The sequence below is a fragment of the Riemerella anatipestifer genome (assembly GCF_035666175.1).
Lineage (GTDB): Bacteria > Bacteroidota > Bacteroidia > Flavobacteriales > Weeksellaceae > Riemerella > Riemerella anatipestifer_D.
The window spans coordinates 809,979-828,430 of the sequence record NZ_CP142016.1 but is presented as its reverse complement, the minus strand read 5'-3'; the positions used below and the strand labels follow the sequence as shown (position 1 = coordinate 828,430).

Sequence of the window (18,452 nt, the reverse complement as noted above, 5' to 3'; positions counted from 1 at the left end):
AAGAGATAAAATAAAAGGGCTGACATTATTAAAATGTCAGCCTTTTTTAATCTTAATGGATATGCTTTTCTGCATGGTAAGAGCTTCTTACAAGCGGAGAACTTTCAACATGGCGAAATCCTAGGCTTTTTGCAAATGCCCCATACTCTTCAAATTCTTCTGGAGTGATAAATCTTTTTACAGGTAAATGTTTTTTTGTGGGTTGTAAATACTGTCCAAGTGTGATAACATCTACATTGGCATTTCTAATATCCTCAATAGTTTGGAAAACTTCATCTTTCTCTTCCCCTAAACCTAGCATTATCCCTGTTTTGGTACGGCGTTGTCCTGCTTCTTTCAGATATCTTAAAACTTCTAGGCTTCTTTCATATTTTGCCTGTATCCTTACTTCTCTGGTAAGTCTTTTTACCGTTTCCATATTGTGTGAAACTACTTCTGGAGCTACCTCTACTATACGGTCGATATGCTTCGTAATCCCTTGGAAATCTGGGATAAGAGTTTCCATTGTAGTAGTTGGCGAAATCCTACGAACGGCATTTACCGTCTCAGCCCATAAAATAGAACCTATGTCTTTCAAATCATCTCTGTCGACTGAAGTAAGCACGGCGTGTTTTATTTTCATTAGTTTGATAGAACGAGCCACTTTCTCTGGCTCGTCCCAATTAACATCTAGTGGTTTTCCTGTTTTTACTCCACAAAAACCACAGCTTCTAGTACAAATATTGCCTAAAATCATAAAAGTGGCAGTACCTTCTCCCCAACATTCGCCCATATTAGGGCAAGAACCACTTTGGCAGATAGTATTGAGTTTGTATTTGTCCACAAGGGTTCTTAACTCGCGGTAGTTTTTACCTGTGGGAAGCTTTACTCTTATCCATTTTGGTTTTTGTATTACGGTATTGTTTTCTTGTATATTATTTTCCATTGATGTTGTTTTTGAGTAGTTCTTTTAATACTTTTTTAGCTCTCATTATTCTTACTTTAGCATTAGAAACCGAAATATTCAATATATCCGAAATTTCTTTAATACTTTTTTCTTCAAAAAATCTTAGATTGATAATTTCTTGATAATTAGCCTCTAAAGATTCTATAACTTTGATGATTTCTTTGTCCTCTTCTTCGGAAATTAGTAACTCTTCAGGAGATTTTACTAAAGTGTTTCTAAACTCCTCCATGTATTCTATTGATGTTTCACTATCCCTGTTTTTTTTTCTCCAATAGTCTATTATAGTATTTTGGGCTATGGTAAGCACCCAAGTTTTAAATTGGAAATTAGGGTCGTAAAGGTCTATTTTTGATAGTACTTTAGAGAATACATTTACTGTGATTTCGTCTGCTTCTGTCTCATTTTTTACCTTTTTCATCACAAAAGAAAAAACACTTACCCAAAACTTATTGATAAGTTTTGTTTGGGATTTTTGATCCTTATTCTTTGCTTTTTCGATGAGGTCTAATAAAAACTTGTCTTCCACAGTACTGAAAATATCGTACAAATATAAAGAACAAAAACTCAATAAAAAAGCAACCTGTTATTTTGGTGCATTTGGACGAATAGTTGAAAAAAATAAAATTAATTATTTTAGGTTATTAAACGATTGTTTGATTTTGTTATTTCAAAAAAAGGTTATTAAAAATGATAAATAACTCGTTGTGCATTTTAAATAATACTGATTTTTAGATGATTTAATTTTCTTTGGAAGATAAATTTATTGATATATTGAATAACCGTTGCGGCGGTTATTTTACTGATTATCCTTGTTTTAAAGCCTTCAAAAGTTTTAGCATAGTTTCTTTTAATCATAAATTGGTCGCAAAGTTGAGAGAAAAATATCTCAATTCGTTTTCGCTTTTTCTTGTACAATGAAAATTGAGGAATATAATCTTTCTGATTACTTCTCATTGGTGTATCTAATTTAATATTAGCATAGTTAAATAAATCTATTTGAACTTTTGCTGATAAATAGCCTCTATCTCCAATTAAAGTACAGTTTCGCATTTGCTCACCAATATCTTTTAAATAGTGGATGTCGTGAACGGATGCAGGGCTTATATCAAAATTCTTAATCACACCATTTAAAGAACATACTGCGTGTAGTTTATAGCCATAGAAATATAATTTCTGTGAAGCACAATAACCATATGTTGGTGAAGAATAGGATTGCTCTTTACAAATTTTTGAACGAGTAGAACGAGCGTTTTCACAAACTTTCATTGGCATGCTATCAACGATAAAAATATCTTCAAACTCATTGAACTCCATCGAAATACGCTGTCTAATTTGCTCTGTTTGTAGGGATAGTCTTCGTTTTCGCTTATTGTAAACACTTCTTTCAATTTTGTTTATCAGAGAGTTTGGCAATTTTCTAAATAACTGTAATTCGCTATCAATACTCAAGTATTCAGCAGTAATATTAAGACTTATGACTTCTAAATCGCTCATTTTAGGTGTTCTTCTCTGATAACTAATCAGTTGATTTTCTGAAAAAAGTCCTAAAACTTCCAAAATTCTTTCATATATTTGCTCTAAGTTGTTCATTTATATCGTTTTATAGCAAAAACAATATACTGATTTTCAGTCTAATAAACAACTCTTGTTTTTTTCATTTCATAATGCACAACGGGTGATAAATAATATATTTTTGCTTTGTTTTATTGTTGAAATGTTAATTTTAGGTGTATTTGGTGAAAAAAGTTTGGCACACTTTTGACATACAGACCCATGAAATCAAAAATAAATTTTTTACAATGAAAATGATTAAACAAACACTTCTTTTAGCTGGTATTTTAGCAGCGGGAGTGGCAGGTGCTCAGACTAAAAGTATGAAGAACATGATTAAAGTAGGTATTAACGCAGGTGTAGCTACAGGAGATAACACTTCTGCTAACTTGGGTGGTAACCTTTCTTATCAGCACTTGGTAACTCCAGGGTTTGGATTAGGTTTAGCTACAGGGTACAACCACTTTTTTGCTAAAGACAACGGAGATATCAAAAATAATGATTTTGGTGTAGTTCCTGTTGCAGCACTATTTAGAGTGTATCCACAAAAAACTGGTTTTTATGGAGGTGCTGATTTAGGTTATGGATTTATCGTAGGTAATGATAAAGTAGCTTCTAACTATACAACAGCAATGCCTGATGGTGGTTTCTACTTAAGACCAGAAATTGGTTACCATAATAGAGATTGGAACTTCTTTATCCAATATACTAAGGTATTTACAGGAGATAACGGTAAGATTGGTAATCAAGCTTTCGATACAGGAAGTATAGGAGCAGGATTCTCTTATAACATTCCGTTAGGAGAGTAAAAGTTAGAGTTTAATTTTAAAGTAAGTATGTGCGGTGTAGATTCTTCTACATCGCATTTATTTTATCGTTTCTATTAGGTTGAACTTTATTATAGAAAATAACTATATTTGTTACCCATTAAACAAAACGATAATTTTATGAAAACAAAACATCCTAAAGGGCTACCTTTTTTATTCTTCACCGAAATGTGGGAAAGGTTTGGTTATTATCTTATTTTGGGTATTTTCGTGCTTTATATGATTGACCCTACGGAGACAGGAGGTCTCGCTTTTGATGATAAAAATGCTGATGATATATTTGGAACTTTTATCGCTCTTACCTATCTCACACCATTTCTTGGAGGTTTTTTAGCGGATAGATTGCTAGGTTACATTAAGGCGGTTTATATAGGAGGATTATTTATGGGGTTAGGTTATATAGGTTTAGGAGTTTTTAAAGATATGCCCATGTTTTATACCTCATTGGGGCTTATTATTGTTGGGAATGGTTTTTTTAAACCTAGTATTTCTACATTACTTGGTAATTTGTACTCGGAAGAACCTTATAAAGCTAATAAAGATGCGGGATACAATATTTTCTATATGGGAATAAACATTGGTGCTTTTGTCTGTAATATTATTGCGGCGTTTATGAGGAATAAATTTGGTTGGGGAGAGGCCTTTATTACCGCAGGAGTAGGAATGTTTTTGGGACTTATTATCTTTAGTCTGGGTAGAAAGCATATTTTAAATGCTAATATTCTTAAACCTGTTCAGGAAGGTGATACTAAGATTAGTGCCATACTCACAAAAGTATTTTTACCTGCGATTTTAGTAGGAGTGTTAGGTTGGTTTATTCCAGGTAATATCTTTGGAGCAGATAGTACAGATGCATTTATTTTTGCGTGTATTCCTGTAATTATATTCTATGTTTCTCTTTATGTGAAAGCTAATAAGGAGGATAAAGCTCCTATTGGTGCGCTGTTAGCGATATTTGCGGTAAGTCTAATGTTTTGGGCTGTGTTTAAACAAAACGGAACTGCACTTACGAGATGGGCAAAATACTACACTGATAGAAGTGTGCCTTCTGTTGTAGAAAAACCTTTAGCTGACATCTATTTAGTAGATACTAAAGACTATAAAACTCAAGAAGTACCTGTGTATGACGAGCAATATCAGGCAGTAAAAGATGCAGATGGTAACCCTATTAAAGAACAAGGGAAGGATATCTATTTTAGAAATATAGATGAGGTACAAAAACAAAAATTAGAGGCTAACCCTAATGATAAGGTTTACCTTTATAATACAGAGCTATTTCAGTCTATCAATCCATTTTGGGTAATTTTGCTTACCCCAGTAGTAGTAGGCTTTTTTGTAATGCTTAGAAAGAAAGGAAAAGAACCTACAACTCCAGCTAAAATAGTTTTAGGATTATTCATCTCTGCTCTTAGTTGTTTAGTTATGGTAGGTGCAGTATATGCAGGAGATAATGGTTTAGTAAAAGTTTCTGCTATGTGGCTCGTAGCAGCTTACGGTGTAATTACGATTGGTGAATTATGTTTATCTCCTATGGGGTTATCTTTAGTATCCAAGCTATCACCTCCTAGAATTACAGCTCTAATGATGGGCGGGTTTTTCTTATCCACAGCCATAGGTAACAAACTTTCAGGAGTACTATCTAGTATGTGGTATAGCTATGATAACAAAGCCAACTTCTTTTTGGTAAATTTTGTATTGCTTTTACTAGCAACATTGTTGGGACTATCAATACTTAAAAAACTAAATAAAGCAATGAAAGAGTAAAATGTTTAAGAATAAATAACTTTTAGTTTTTCAAAAACTCTTTTATCAATGGGTAGCTTAAAAGGGCATTGGTCTTTTAGAGCTACCCATTTGATGTTTTCTATACTAGGCTCTTTTATTTTTAGCGATGTTAAACCTTCTATTTCTACTAAATAATAGACTGTAAGTAATTGTTCGTTATCTCTAAATTTAGAAACTAAAAAATCTTCCTGTGTGTAGAAATGTTGGGCTGATTCTACTGTTAAATTTAGTTCTTCCCAAAATTCTCTTCGGAGGCAATCTAGCAGTCCTTCTCCGTATTCTAGTCCGCCGCCAGGGAGTTTGGTAAGGTCTTCTCCAGCATATTTTTCTTCTAAAGCTAAAATTTCGGATTTGTCATTCAGATAGATACCATAAACTCGAATATTTATTTTGTTTATTTTCATTAGGGAGCTTTTTTCTTAATTTTGTATCACAAAGTTAAATTATTTCATAGATGTTCAAAAAACAAATCATTCTTATCATTCTAGTATTTTTAGGTTTTTACAATGCCAATGCACAAGACCTTAAATTTCTAAAACTTAAAAAATATAAAGTAGCTACTCTAGACAAACAACTTAACGAAACTTCGGGGCTTACAGAAATAGGAGGAAAGTTATTATCTTTTAATGATAGCGGGAACTCTGCGGATATTTACGAAATTGACAGAGAGAGTGGTGATGTAAAAAAAATAGCCACTAATGCCACCAATTTTGATTGGGAAGCTATTAGCACCGATGGTAAAAACCTTTACATTGGCGATTTTGGAAATAATTTAGGGACTAGAAATAATCTAACTGTATATAAAGTTCCGTTTCAAGAAGCAGAACAACCTCTTAAATATGAGAAAATATTGAAATTCTATTATCCTAACCAAGAAGAATTTGTACCGCTTAATAGAAAAACTGATTTTGATGCCGAGTCCATGATTTATCATCAAGGAAACATTCAAATCTTCTCTAAAGAGTGGGCTAGTTATAATACAAGACATTACGAAATAAAAACCGATACGGAAGAAAGACAACCTGCGGTTCTTTTAGAGGAGTATCCATTAGGTTATTTGGCAACTGATGCTACCTATAAAAACGGTAAACTCTATATCGTAGGCTATACCAAAAAGGCGGAGGTCTATCTTACGGTATTTCAAGAAACAGCTCCCAACAGATTTTTTGAGGCTAAGCCACAGAAATATTATTTAGGTATGAGTTTTAGTATTGGTCAAATAGAGGGTATTACTGCCACAGAAGAAGGACTTTATATTTCTGGAGAGCGTTTTAAAACTAAAATAAAAGATGTAAAACAACCTCTATATTTTGTGCCTTACAATAAACTGAAATAGCTTATATTTGTAGCATAAATTAATTACCCGTGGCAAATATAGTAGAGGAAATAAAGCGACCGATTGGTGCGGAAATGAAACTTTTTGAACAAAAGTTTTACGAGTCTATGCAGAGTAAAGTACCTTTGTTAGATAAGGTAACTCGTTTTATTGTAACTACTAAAGGGAAGCAGATGCGTCCGATGTTTGTGTTTCTGTGTGCTAAACTCGTGGGTGATGTTAATGAGAAAACTTATCGAGGAGCTTCTATGATAGAGCTTATCCATACCGCAACGCTGGTGCATGATGATGTGGTAGACGAAAGCTTTAAAAGACGAAACTTCTTTTCAATCAATGCTTTATGGAAGAATAAAATAGCCGTTTTGGTGGGAGATTACCTTTTGTCTAAATCGGTGTTGTTATCTACTGACAATAAAGACTTTGATTTACTATCCGTAATATCCACCACCATTAGAGAAATGTCCGAAGGGGAGTTACTTCAGCTAGAAAAAGCTAGAAAGTTAGATATTACGGAGGATGTTTACTATGAAATCATCAGACAAAAAACGGCTACTCTGATAGCGGCTTGTTGCGAGATAGGAGTTTTGTCCAATGGTGTAGATGAAACTATGGCTAAAAAGATGCGAGACTTTGGAACTTATACAGGAATGGCGTTTCAGATTAAAGATGATTTGTTTGATTATTTGTCTAAAAATATCATAGGAAAACCTGTAGGGATAGATATAAAGGAACAGAAAATGACACTCCCTCTTATCTATACTTTGAAAAATGCCAACGAAAAAGACCGTAAATACTACTTTGATACCATAAAACGCTACAATCATAATCCAAAGAGGGTTAAAGAACTGATTGATTTTGTGAAACATTCGGGAGGGTTAGATTATGCCATAGGTGTTATGAAAGATTTTCAGCAAAAGGCGAAAGATATACTAGAGGATTTTCCAGATTCTGAAGCCAAGACTTCGCTTAATCTGATGCTAGACTATGTTATAGAACGGAAGTTTTAATATAAAAAGCAGTTTATACATCTATGCGTGTTGGAAGGCAAATGAAAGGTATTTTTAGCTATTGAAGAATGTTTTAATAAAATAATTTAAAGCGGAATATATTTAGGAGTGTAAATATGAAGTTTAATTTGTCTGAAGTAGAACTTTATAGAATTTTAATTGATGCTGAGCAAACACTTTTTTCTTTACCTAAAATTAAATTTGAAAGAGACATTGCTTGGCGAAAAAATTATTTAATAGATTCTGCTGGAATTTATGCTTTATTTGAAAAGGATGATTTAATTTACATTGGAGAGACAGGAAATCTGATTAAGAGGATGAGTGATATTACTAGGACTTTTAATCATACATTTAGAAAACAACTAGGTGAAAAAAGATTTAGTGGTACTATATTAAGCGGGAAATTTGATGATAATGTAGAAGCTTTATTAGATAACTATTTTGATAATGACTTATATGTATCGTTTATGGAAGTTAACTTCGGTCGATTAGAAATTGAAGACTATTTGGTTGATAAGTATAAATATCAATTACTTAATTCTGAAAAGAAACGGAAATTTAAGTATAATTATGAATTGATAAAAGAATTAGAAAATTCTTACTCATAGTACCCTATGGGACAAACTTCTATTTGTAATATCCTTGAATTTATTTGTATAACCCGTTGTGCATTATGAAATGAAAAAAACAAGAGTTGTTTATTAGACTGAAAATCAGTATATTGTTTTTGCTATAAAACGATATAAATGAACAACATAGAGCAAATATATGAAAGAATTTTGGAAGTTTTAGGACTTTTTTCAGAAAATCAACTGATTAGTTATCAGAGAAGAACACCTAAAATGAGCGATTTAGAAGTCATAAGTCTTAATATTACTGCTGAATACTTGAGTATTGATAGCGAATTACAGTTATTTAGAAAATTGCCAAACTCTCTGATAAACAAAATTGAAAGAAGTGTTTACAATAAGCGAAAACGAAGACTATCCCTACAAACAGAGCAAATTAGACAGCGTATTTCGATGGAGTTCAATGAGTTTGAAGATATTTTTATCGTTGATAGCATGCCAATGAAAGTTTGTGAAAATGCTCGTTCTACTCGTTCAAAAATTTGTAAAGAGCAATCCTATTCTTCACCAACATATGGTTATTGTGCTTCACAGAAATTATATTTCTATGGCTATAAACTACACGCAGTATGTTCTTTAAATGGTGTGATTAAGAATTTTGATATAAGCCCTGCATCCGTTCACGACATCCACTATTTAAAAGATATTGGTGAGCAAATGCGAAACTGTACTTTAATTGGAGATAGAGGCTATTTATCAGCAAAAGTTCAAATAGATTTATTTAACTATGCTAATATTAAATTAGATACACCAATGAGAAGTAATCAGAAAGATTATATTCCTCAATTTTCATTGTACAAGAAAAAGCGAAAACGAATTGAGACATTTTTCTCTCAACTTTGCGACCAATTTATGATTAAAGAAACTATGCTAAAACTTTTGAAGGCTTTAAAACAAGGATAATCAGTAAAATAACCGCCGCAACGGTTATTCAATATATCAATAAATTTATCTTCCAAAGAAAATTAAATCATCTAAAAATCAGTATTATTTAAAATGCACAACGAGTTTGTATAGCTTTTATACTCTACTTTATATGAAAAATTAGTTTATATGAAAAACGAATTAAAAAAATCTAGTTTTTTTCGATTACAAGATAATGGAGTATTTAAGTGTTAAAATACTAATAAAAACCTTCTGTATTATGGAGGTTTTTTATTTTTTAGCTAAATTTGTACCTTAATTTTTTAATAAAAACAAATCAATGGATATTTTTGATAGAATAAAACAAAATCCTGGTCCACTTGGTCAGTTTGCTGATTACGGAGAAGGTTATTTTGTGTTCCCTAAATTAGAAGGTCCCATAGGTCCTAGAATGAAATTTCAGGGTAAAGAAGTTATTTTCTGGAGTGCAAACGACTATTTAGGGCTTTGTAATCACCCAGAAGTGAAAGAAGCTGATGCTAAAGCAGCAGAGGAATATGGTATGTTTTATCCTATGGGAGCTAGAGCTATGTCTGGCGAAACGCCTTATCATCAGCAGTTAGAGCAAGAGTTAGCAGAGTTTGTAGGTAAAGAAGCTTCTTATTTGCTAAACTTTGGCTATCAAGGTATGGTATCCATTATAGATGCTTTGGTATCAAAAAATGATGTTATTGTTTACGATGTAGATTCTCACGCTTGTATTATAGACGGAGTTCGTCTTCATATGGGTAAGAGATTTACTTATCGTCATAATGATATAGAAAGTGTAGAGAAAAATCTACAAAGAGCCACAAAAGTAGCAGAAGAAACAAGGGGTGGTATTTTGTTGATTACGGAAGGTGTTTTCGGTATGAGAGGGCAACAGGGTAAACTGAAAGAAATAGCTGCTCTTAAAAAGAAATACAAATTTAGAATGTTGGTGGACGATGCTCACGGTTTCGGTACATTAGGTAAAACAGGAGCAGGAGCAGGAGAGGAGCAAGGGTGCCAAGATGAGATAGATGTTTATTTCTCTACTTTTGCTAAATCTATGGCAGGTTTTGGAGCGTTTGTAGCGGGAGATAAGGATATTATCCGCTATTTAAAGTACAATATGCGTTCTCAAATTTTTGCAAAATCTCTTACTATGCCTATGGTTATAGGAGGTTTGAAGAGATTAGAGCTACTCAGAAGTCGTCCAGAAATTAAAGCTAAACTTTGGGAAAATGTAAACAAATTACAAAACGGTCTTAAAGAAAGAGGCTTCAATCTAGGAGATACCAATACTTGCGTAACACCTGTATTTATAGAGGGAAGCCCTGTGGAAGCTACCTTGTTGGTAAAAGATTTAAGAGAGAACTATGGCATCTTTACTTCCGTAGTAGTTTATCCTGTGATTCCTAAAGGTATGATTTTACTAAGACTTATCCCTACGGCTTCTCATACAGATGCTGAAATTAACGAAACTATTGCAGCGTTTGAAGCTATACACGATAAGCTGGTAAAAGGTTACTATAAGGAGCAGGAAAAACAACTTTTGGAAGAGAAAGGGTTTTCATTTAAGCCAATATAGAAGAACTTATTGACAGTAAATTATTTAATAAGAGAGACTTTAATTGAGTCTCTCTTTGTTTTTTTGTAAATGGAATTAAATTTTCTAACAGATAAAAATGATTATCTTTGCAGTAAAATAAATAAAGAGTTATGAGTGAAGTAGTTTTATGTCCTAAATGTGGTTCAGAGTTTACTTATCCACAAGATGATTTAATGGTGTGTTCACAATGTTTTCACGAGTGGAATCCAGCGGAGGTTTCTGCTTCTGATGGAGAGAAAATATTAGATTCTAATGGTAATGAGTTGCAAGATGGTGATACTGTGGTAGTAATAAAAGACTTACCAGTAAAAGGAGCACCAAAACCAGTAAAGGCGGGGACTAAGGTGAAGAATATTAGACTAAATTATGATAGCGATCATAACATCAGTTGTAAAATAGACGGATTTGGAGCTATGGGCTTAAAGTCAGAGTTTGTAAGAAAGGCTTAAGTTTTACTTTTTAATAATAAAAAAAGAGAGGTGATTTTTAAAACTACCTCTCTTTTTTGTATCTAAATTATATATTTTAGTTCTTAATGTAAAGAGCCTTTTTAATTTCCTCTTTTACTTTTTCTAATTTAGGGAACCACTCCGCGAATAACGCTGCCGAATATGGTGCAGGAGCATCAGGAGTTGTAATTCTCTTGATAGGAGCATCCAGGTAGTCAAACGCTTTTTGCTGAACCATATAAGTGATTTCTGAAGCTACTGAACCAAATGGCCAAGCCTCTTCTAGTACTACCAAACGATTGGTCTTTTTAACGGATGCTAAAACAGTATCATAATCTAAAGGACGAACCGTTCTTAAGTCTATCACTTCTACAGAAATACCTTCTTTTTCTAGTTCTTCAGCTGCTTGTAAAGCCAATTTCATAATTTTACCGAAAGAAACTAAAGTAACATCTTTACCTTCTTTTTTAATGTCAGCTTTACCTATTGGAATATAGTATTCTTCCTCTGGAATCTCCATTTTATCACCATACATTTGTTCAGACTCCATAAAAATTACAGGGTCGTTATCTTGTATAGCGGTTTTAAGTAATCCTTTAGCATCATAAGGGTTAGATGGTACTACCACCTTTAGACCAGGGCAGTTAGCATACCAGCTTTCAAATGCTTGTGAGTGTGTAGCTCCTAGCTGTCCCGCAGAACCTGTAGGACCTCTAAACACGATTGGTATATTCCATTGTCCACCACTCATTTGATACATTTTAGCAGCGTTACTAATGATTTGGTCTATAGCTACTAAAGAGAAATTGAAAGTCATAAATTCTACAATAGGGCGGTTACCATTCATCGCTGCACCCACAGAAATCCCCGCAAAACCACCTTCTGCAATAGGTGCATCTATTACTCTTTTAGGACCAAACTCATCTAGCATTCCTTTAGATGCTTTATAAGCTCCGTTGTATTCTGCTACTTCTTCTCCTATAAGGTAGATAGATTCATCTTTACGCATCTCCTCGCTCATAGCTTGTGCGATGACTTCTCTAAATGTATATTCTTTCATTGTCTTTAAGTATTGATATGCAAAAATAGTTATTTTTATTTGATAAGGAAATTTTTGTAAACATTATCTACTTAATAAGTTTTAGCCCAATCCTTTTTCGTACTTCGTCTATTTCTAAAACTTGTACTTCTACAGTTTGGTGAAGTTTTACTACCTCATTAACATCAGATACAAAACCATCGGTAAGTTGGGAGATATGTATAAGTCCACTTTCCTTAATACCAATATCAACAAAGCAACCAAACGCCGTAATATTGTTTACAATTCCAGGTAGAGACAGACCTACTTTTATATCGGCAATTGTTTTAATATTAGGATTAAATTCAAATACTTTAGCTTGTTGGCGAGGGTCTAACCCTGGTTTTTCTAATTCTTTTAAAATATCTTTAATTCCTAAAATTCCCACTTCTGGAGTCGTATATTTCTCTGGGATTATTTTTTGGATTTGCTCTTTGTTGGCAATGAGCTCCTTGGTTTTTAGTCCTAAATCTTTAGCCATTTTTTCTACAGTAACGTAAGATTCTGGGTGTACAGCCGAATTGTCTAACGGGTTTTCTGAGTCTTTAATGCGTACAAAAGCTGCCGCTTGTTGGAATGCTTTTTCTCCCAAACGAGGGACTTTTTTCAGTTCTGCTCTTGTTCTAAAAGCCCCGTTTTCCGAGCGATATTTTACGATATTCTCTGCTATTTTTTCTCCAATGCCAGACACACAGCTCAGTAGAGATTGGCTAGCGGTGTTCAGGTTAACGCCTACGGCATTTACACAGTGGATTACCGTGTTGTCTAGCTCTTCTTTAAGTTTGGTGCTATCCACATCGTGCTGATACTGCCCAACTCCGATACTTTTGGGGTCTATTTTTACAAGTTCTGCTAATGGGTCAGAAAGTCGTCTTCCGATGGATACAGCCCCACGAACGGTAATATCATAGTTAGGAAACTCTTCTCTAGCAATTTTGCTTGCCGAATAGACTGAAGCACCTGCTTCTGATACTACAAACACCTGTAAATCTTTATCAAAGGCTATTTTTTTGATGAATGCTTCTGTTTCTCTACTCGCAGTTCCATTTCCTATGGCGATGGCTTCTACTTGGTAAGCATTAACCATACTACGGATTTTTTTCATTGCAACTCCTGTCTCATTTTGAGGAGTGTGAGGGTAAATAGTTTCGTTGTAAAGCAAGTCACCCTTTTCATCTAAACACACCACTTTACAACCTGTACGATAACCAGGGTCTATGGCTAGAATTCTTTTTTCACCGAGTGGAGCGGCAAGTAGCAGTTGTTTAAGGTTTTCCGAAAATATACTAATGGCCTTATCATCTGCTTTGCTTTTAGCTTCTTGTAAAATTTCGTTAGAGATAGAAGGTTCTAAAAGGCGTTTATAGGCATCTTTTATAGCGATGCTGATGTAGTGAGCAGTTTCGTTATTATTTTTAATGATGCTTTTTTCTATGAAGTTAATTGCCTCATCATTATCTATTTCAATTTTAAGTTTGATGAAGCCTTCGTTTTCTGCTCTTAATAGAGCTAACAATCTATGGGAAGGAGCTTTGAGTAAAACTTCGCTCCAATCAAAATATTGTTGATATTTCTGAGCTTCCTCTTCGTTTTCTTTGGCTTTTTTTGTGATTTTACTGGTGACTTTAGCCTGTCGTTGAAACAGTTGTCTTAGGCGTTTTCTTATGAATAGATTTTCGTTAATCCATTCTGCGATAATATCACAAGCTCCATCTAAGGCTTCTTGGACAGTAGATATTTTATCAGAAGTATACTTCTGTGCAGAGTGCTCTAAGTGATTAGCATTTTGAGCCATAATGATTTTAGCCAAAGGCTCTAATCCGTTTTCTCTAGCGGTATCCGCTTTAGTTTTTCTTCGCTTTTTGTAAGGTAGATATAAATCTTCTAATTCTTGTAGACTAAATGATTGTTCAATCTTCTGTTGAAGTTCGGGCGTAAGGCTATTCTGTTCTTCTATTGATTTTAAAATACTTTCTTTTCTCTTGACGATTTCCTCGTATTGTTTTTGAAGTTTCTGAATTTGTTCTATGGCAACTTCGTCTAAATTACCTGTTGCATCTTTTCGGTAGCGAGAAATAAAGGGAATAGTACCACCTTCGGCAAGAAGAGTTAGTGTGGTTTCTATAGATTTGGGTTGCAGTTGTGATAGAGACTGTATATATTGTACTAGAGTCATTATTTTTTTATGTTTTTTGAATTGATGTTCAACCGAATCAATTATTTGGTTGAAATAAAGATAGAACTTTATACGCGTTCTAGTTCGTCAGGATTAATTTGAGTTTTAAATAACCCATAATTTACGGTTACTTTATTTTTAGAAATACTCTCAATAGTGCCTACGCTGGTACTTCCTATAATTCTCACTCGTTGTCCCACTTTTAACCAAACAGCTCTTTCTTTTTGTTTTTTTTCTTCCAATTTTTGATTGGTTTCTTCTATTTTCTCTTTGACTTCTTTCCTTTTGAGCTGTTGAGTGATTTTGCGTTTTATCACTTGTAATTTCTTAGACTCATCTTTATCAGAGCCTAACTTTCGGTATTTCTCCTGTTCTAATATTTTTACAAAATCTTTGACAAGTTCCTTTCTAGAACGCCCATTGATGTAGTCTTTAATAAAGTTTTCTACTTTGTTCCCAAATTGTAATTTTCTATGTTCTTCTTCATAAAGTTTTTGGAAGTTAAAAAGTTTCTGCTGTAGTTGCTCGTTAAGCTTTTGCAGATTGTCTCGTTTATCTTCTACCGATTCTTTTTTCTGAGATAAATCTGTTTTTAGTTTTTCAACCTCAAATTTTTCTTGCTGAAGTTTTACGATGGTTTTATCTAAATTAACGACATCTTTCTCTACTTTTCTTTTTGCCGAGCGAATGATGAAAGGTGGAATTTTATTTTTTTCTGCCACTTCAAAAGTAAACGAACTTCCTGCCTGTCCTATCTCTAATTTATAAAGAGGCTCTAGACTGTTTTCATCAAAAAGCATTGCTGCATTTTGAGCGTTAGGGAGTTGCTCCACTACCAGCTTAATGTTGGTATAGTGAGTAGTAATAATAGCAAAGGATTTTTTTTCGTAGAAAAACTCCAAAAAACTTTCCGCCAACGCACCACCAAGTTCGGGGTCGGAGCCAGTTCCAAATTCGTCTATGAGTAGTAATGTATTTTTATCCGCTTTTCTGATAATGTGCGACATTTTCTTAAGTCTAGACGAATAGGTAGAAAGATGGTTTTCAATAGATTGATTATCACCAATGTCCGTCATTACTTTATCAAAGAAAAACATTTCGGATTTCGGATGTACAGGAACTAAAATCCCCGATTGGAGCATAAGCTGTAACAACCCTACTGTTTTTAATGTAATTGATTTACCACCAGCATTTGGACCAGAAATACAAATGATTCTATTATGTTCGGTAAGAGCAAGGGTTTGTGGGAAAATTTCTTTGTTCTCCGCCTTGTTTTGTAACCATAATAGAGGATGATAGGCATCTCTTAGTTTTAGTGTTTGGTGGTCATTAATTTTAGGAAGCATCGCATTTACTTTTTCTGCAAACTTAGTCTTAGCTCTTGTAAGGTCTAGGTCAAAAATATAGTTTTGATAAGACGCTATTTCAGGTTGAAATACAGCTATTTCAGCGGTTAGCTTTCTTAAAATACGGTCTATTTCTTTTTTTTCTTCTTCTAAACTTTCTTTTAGTTTAAAATAATGTTTTACTACAGTTTCTGGTTGAATGTAGGTTATGGAACCTGTCTTTGAAACGCCTAAAACTCTACCTTGCACCCTTTTTTTGAAGCCCGATTTTACAGCTAACACCCTTTGATCCTCTATAATGGTTTCTCGGATTTCGTCTAAAAAATCACTTTGAGAATAGACTCCTAAAGCCCTATTGAAATTTTCATCTATGGCTTTTTTAGCTTTTTGTATTTCATCTCGGAGTTCTTTTAAAATAGGAGAGGCATCACTTTTAACCTCTTCAAATCGGTTAAAGACGTGATCTATTTTCTCAATAATTTCTTTTTTGAAATCAAGAGTTTCTATACCTTTCAATAATTCAGGAAAAATCTCCGAATATTGTGGAAAGAACTTTTGGAGTTTTCCGATTTGCGAAGTGATATTTTTAATCTTTATAAAAGCCCTATTTTCCAATCGGAAATTTTCAATAAGCATTAGTTTTAGCTCTGTTTCCACATCTTCATATTCATTGAAAGGAATAATATTTTCACTTTCAAAGCTGCTTAAAAATTCAGAAGTTTTTTTTAATGAAACTAAAGCCTCCTCTTTTTTTAGCGGTTTTAAATCCGAAATTTTTTGAGCTATTTTTGAGGAATAGGCGTATGGAGCAATTTCCGCTAATAGTTGCGGAAACTCTAATTCTTGTAAACTGTCTTTAGTAATATGCACGGCACAAAAATAAGAAAAATTAGGCTTTGAATATATATAGAGTTTGAATATAGGATAATAAAAAAACACTCCTCGAAAAAGGAGTGTTTTTAGTAGCACAAGCAGGAGTACTTACGAACCAAATCTACCTTGATTTCAAGAAATTCTACGACTTAAAGCCTGTATTAGAGGATGCAGGATTGTACCCTATTCCGATTAATAATCAACTACAAAGGACAAGTGTATGAAGCCAATTTACACCACAATTCCAGTAGATTTATGCGAATATGCTTTGGTTAGTCGAAAGATTAATCATTTATTGCTGTTTGTGTATTTGAAGCATATTTCAAGCGGACACGTTCGCTTTGATACTTCATTATACAAGTATTGGGCTACTGATTTGGGTGTAAGTGAAAAGACAATTAGAAGTTGTATAAAATGGTTAATTAAGAAGAAATGGATTACAGTAAATAATAAGAGAAATACACTAAGAATAATAAGTTATGGACAGTTAAAAAGAAAACTTAGATTAAAAGGGAAATCTGCAATTATCTACGAGCCTGATGATTTTTCAGGATTTAGTAAATTTTGTTGTGGAGTTGCAGTTACAAAAATTTTCAGACTAATACGCTGGATGAACAGGAAGCGGTCGGTATCGAAAATGGCATATACCAGTACGAGCCGTTCAAAGTCATCTAAAGGGTTTCAGCCAATACCATTGAAACGTTTAGCTAAAAGTCTAAAAGTGAGTAATAGCACTGCAAACAACTATAAAAAGAAAGCAAAAGAGGCAGGTTTTATTGAAACCAAAAGACAAGTAACAACCCTGACTGATACTAATGACGACAAAATTCTAAAAGAGAATTTATATGTATTTAACTCGTTGTGCATTTTAAATAATACTGATTTTTAGATGATTTAATTTTCTTTGGAAGATAAATTTATTGATATATTGAATAACCGTTGCGGCGGTTATTTTACTGATTATCCTTGTTTTAAAGCCTTCAAAAGTTTTAGCATAGTTTCTTTTAATCATAAATTGGTCGCAAAGTTGAGAGAAAAATGTCTCAATTCGTTTTCGCTTTTTCTTGTACAATGAAAATTGAGGAATATAATCTTTCTGATTACTTCTCATTGGTGTATCTAATTTAATATTAGCATAGTTAAATAAATCTATTTGAACTTTTGCTGATAAATAGCCTCTATCTCCAATTAAAGTACAGTTTCGCATTTGCTCACCACTATCTTTTAAATAGTGGATGTCGTGAACGGATGCAGGGCTTATATCAAAATTCTTAATCACACCATTTAAAGAACATACTGCGTGTAGTTTATAGCCATAGAAATATAATTTCTGTGAAGCACAATAACCATATGTTGGTGAAGAATAGGATTGCTCTTTACAAATTTTTGAACGAGTAGAACGAGCGTTTTCACAAACTTTCATTGGCATGCTATCAACGATAAAAATATCTTCAAACTCATTGAACTCCATCGAAATACGCTGTCTAATTTGCTCTGTTTGTAGGGATAGTCTTCGTTTTCGCTTATTGTAAACACTTCTTTCAATTTTGTTTATCAGAGAGTTTGGCAATTTTCTAAATAACTGTAATTCGCTATCAATACTCAAGTATTCAGCAGTAATATTAAGACTTATGACTTCTAAATCGCTCATTTTAGGTGTTCTTCTCTGATAACTAATCAGTTGATTTTCTGAAAAAAGTCCTAAAACTTCCAAAATTCTTTCATATATTTGCTCTATGTTGTTCATTTATATCGTTTTATAGCAAAAACAATATACTGATTTTCAGTCTAATAAACAACTCTTGTTTTTTTCATTTCATAATGCACAACGGGTTCAATTATATAAGGTTAAAGAGCTCTTTTTTACTAAAAAGATGCTCTTGTTTTTTTTAATAGTAGGCTTATAATAAAATTGTATATTTGTTGTGGTTACAACTAATTTCTTTGAGTAT

Annotated in this window: 17 protein-coding genes and 1 pseudogene; 10 read left to right on the top strand and 8 right to left on the bottom strand. The window is 33.3% G+C overall.

Annotated features, from left to right (window positions below; translation table 11 throughout):
- Nucleotides 1-52 precede the first annotated feature (52 nt).
- The 3 genes from lipA to VIX88_RS04130 form a co-directional block, all read right to left on the bottom strand.
- Nucleotides 53-925 carry a lipoyl synthase gene (lipA, locus tag VIX88_RS04140; protein WP_214194057.1) on the bottom strand — a complete coding sequence of 291 codons (873 nt, stop codon included), beginning with the start codon at nucleotides 923-925 and terminating at the stop codon, nucleotides 53-55.
- On the bottom strand, nucleotides 915-1,472 hold the full coding sequence (locus VIX88_RS04135; protein WP_064971152.1) for an RNA polymerase sigma factor: 558 nt from the start codon (nucleotides 1,470-1,472) through the stop codon (nucleotides 915-917). The genes lipA and VIX88_RS04135 overlap by 11 nt, the downstream gene beginning before the upstream one ends.
- 185 nt (nucleotides 1,473-1,657) lie before the next feature.
- A complete protein-coding gene (locus VIX88_RS04130; RefSeq protein WP_127919829.1) occupies nucleotides 1,658-2,536 on the bottom strand; it encodes an IS982-like element ISRa1 family transposase in 879 nt (292 codons plus the stop codon).
- 209 nt (nucleotides 2,537-2,745) lie between these two features.
- Here VIX88_RS04130 and VIX88_RS04125 point away from each other — a divergent pair, with 209 nt between their 5' ends.
- Together VIX88_RS04125 and VIX88_RS04120 are read left to right on the top strand one after the other, a co-directional pair.
- Nucleotides 2,746-3,306: a hypothetical protein gene (locus VIX88_RS04125; RefSeq protein WP_064971252.1), complete on the top strand. Its 561-nt coding sequence runs from the start codon at nucleotides 2,746-2,748 to the stop codon at nucleotides 3,304-3,306.
- Between the two features lie 138 nt (nucleotides 3,307-3,444).
- Nucleotides 3,445-5,088, top strand: coding sequence for a peptide MFS transporter (locus VIX88_RS04120; RefSeq protein ID WP_064971247.1), 1,644 nt, complete (start codon nucleotides 3,445-3,447; stop codon nucleotides 5,086-5,088).
- Nucleotides 5,089-5,093: 5 nt separating this feature from the next.
- Here the strand turns inward: VIX88_RS04120 and VIX88_RS04115 are convergent, their stop codons facing one another.
- Nucleotides 5,094-5,513, bottom strand: coding sequence for an NUDIX hydrolase (locus VIX88_RS04115; protein WP_064971248.1), 420 nt, complete (start codon nucleotides 5,511-5,513; stop codon nucleotides 5,094-5,096).
- Nucleotides 5,514-5,563: 50 nt separating this feature from the next.
- On the opposite strand from VIX88_RS04115, the gene VIX88_RS04110 reads away from it, so the two are divergent.
- From VIX88_RS04110 to VIX88_RS04085, 6 genes and pseudogenes are all read left to right on the top strand, one after another.
- Nucleotides 5,564-6,445: a hypothetical protein gene (locus VIX88_RS04110; RefSeq protein ID WP_064971249.1), complete on the top strand. Its 882-nt coding sequence runs from the start codon at nucleotides 5,564-5,566 to the stop codon at nucleotides 6,443-6,445.
- 29 nt (nucleotides 6,446-6,474) lie between these two features.
- On the top strand, nucleotides 6,475-7,452 hold the full coding sequence (locus VIX88_RS04105; protein WP_064971250.1) for a polyprenyl synthetase family protein: 978 nt from the start codon (nucleotides 6,475-6,477) through the stop codon (nucleotides 7,450-7,452).
- 128 nt (nucleotides 7,453-7,580) lie between these two features.
- Entirely contained in the window at nucleotides 7,581-8,060 is a 480-nt protein-coding gene (locus tag VIX88_RS04100) for a hypothetical protein (RefSeq protein ID WP_127919831.1), read from the top strand.
- Between the two features lie 138 nt (nucleotides 8,061-8,198).
- Nucleotides 8,199-9,076, top strand: a pseudogene (locus VIX88_RS04095) (IS982-like element ISRa1 family transposase).
- A gap of 209 nt (nucleotides 9,077-9,285) precedes the next feature.
- The gene (locus tag VIX88_RS04090) at nucleotides 9,286-10,557 is read left to right on the top strand and encodes an aminotransferase class I/II-fold pyridoxal phosphate-dependent enzyme (RefSeq protein ID WP_064971210.1); all 1,272 of its coding nucleotides are present in this window, start codon (nucleotides 9,286-9,288) and stop codon (nucleotides 10,555-10,557) included.
- A gap of 131 nt (nucleotides 10,558-10,688) precedes the next feature.
- Complete coding sequence (locus tag VIX88_RS04085; protein WP_064971209.1) at nucleotides 10,689-11,027, top strand: zinc ribbon domain-containing protein YjdM; 339 nt, start codon at nucleotides 10,689-10,691, stop codon at nucleotides 11,025-11,027.
- A 76-nt stretch (nucleotides 11,028-11,103) separates the two neighbouring features.
- On the opposite strand, the gene VIX88_RS04080 is transcribed toward VIX88_RS04085, so the two are convergent.
- The 3 genes from VIX88_RS04080 to VIX88_RS04070 all read right to left on the bottom strand — a co-directional run bounded on the left by VIX88_RS04080 (nucleotide 11,104) and on the right by VIX88_RS04070 (nucleotide 16,497).
- On the bottom strand, nucleotides 11,104-12,087 hold the full coding sequence (locus VIX88_RS04080; protein WP_013446847.1) for a pyruvate dehydrogenase complex E1 component subunit beta: 984 nt from the start codon (nucleotides 12,085-12,087) through the stop codon (nucleotides 11,104-11,106).
- Between the two features lie 67 nt (nucleotides 12,088-12,154).
- On the bottom strand, nucleotides 12,155-14,281 hold the full coding sequence (locus VIX88_RS04075; RefSeq protein ID WP_064971208.1) for a Tex family protein: 2,127 nt from the start codon (nucleotides 14,279-14,281) through the stop codon (nucleotides 12,155-12,157).
- A gap of 68 nt (nucleotides 14,282-14,349) precedes the next feature.
- Nucleotides 14,350-16,497, bottom strand: a complete 2,148-nt coding sequence (locus VIX88_RS04070) for an endonuclease MutS2 (RefSeq protein ID WP_214194056.1) — start codon at nucleotides 16,495-16,497, stop codon at nucleotides 14,350-14,352.
- An 83-nt stretch (nucleotides 16,498-16,580) separates the two neighbouring features.
- On the opposite strand from VIX88_RS04070, the gene VIX88_RS04065 reads away from it, so the two are divergent.
- Nucleotides 16,581-16,724, top strand: a complete 144-nt coding sequence (locus VIX88_RS04065) for a hypothetical protein (protein WP_153926660.1) — start codon at nucleotides 16,581-16,583, stop codon at nucleotides 16,722-16,724.
- Nucleotides 16,721-17,389 carry a hypothetical protein gene (locus VIX88_RS04060; RefSeq protein WP_127919830.1) on the top strand — a complete coding sequence of 223 codons (669 nt, stop codon included), beginning with the start codon at nucleotides 16,721-16,723 and terminating at the stop codon, nucleotides 17,387-17,389. The genes VIX88_RS04065 and VIX88_RS04060 overlap by 4 nt, the downstream gene beginning before the upstream one ends.
- Here the strand turns inward: VIX88_RS04060 and VIX88_RS04055 are convergent.
- A complete protein-coding gene (locus tag VIX88_RS04055; protein ID WP_127919811.1) occupies nucleotides 17,369-18,247 on the bottom strand; it encodes an IS982-like element ISRa1 family transposase in 879 nt (292 codons plus the stop codon). The two genes, VIX88_RS04060 and VIX88_RS04055, sit on opposite strands and share 21 nt — an antisense overlap.
- Nucleotides 18,248-18,452 lie beyond the last annotated feature (205 nt).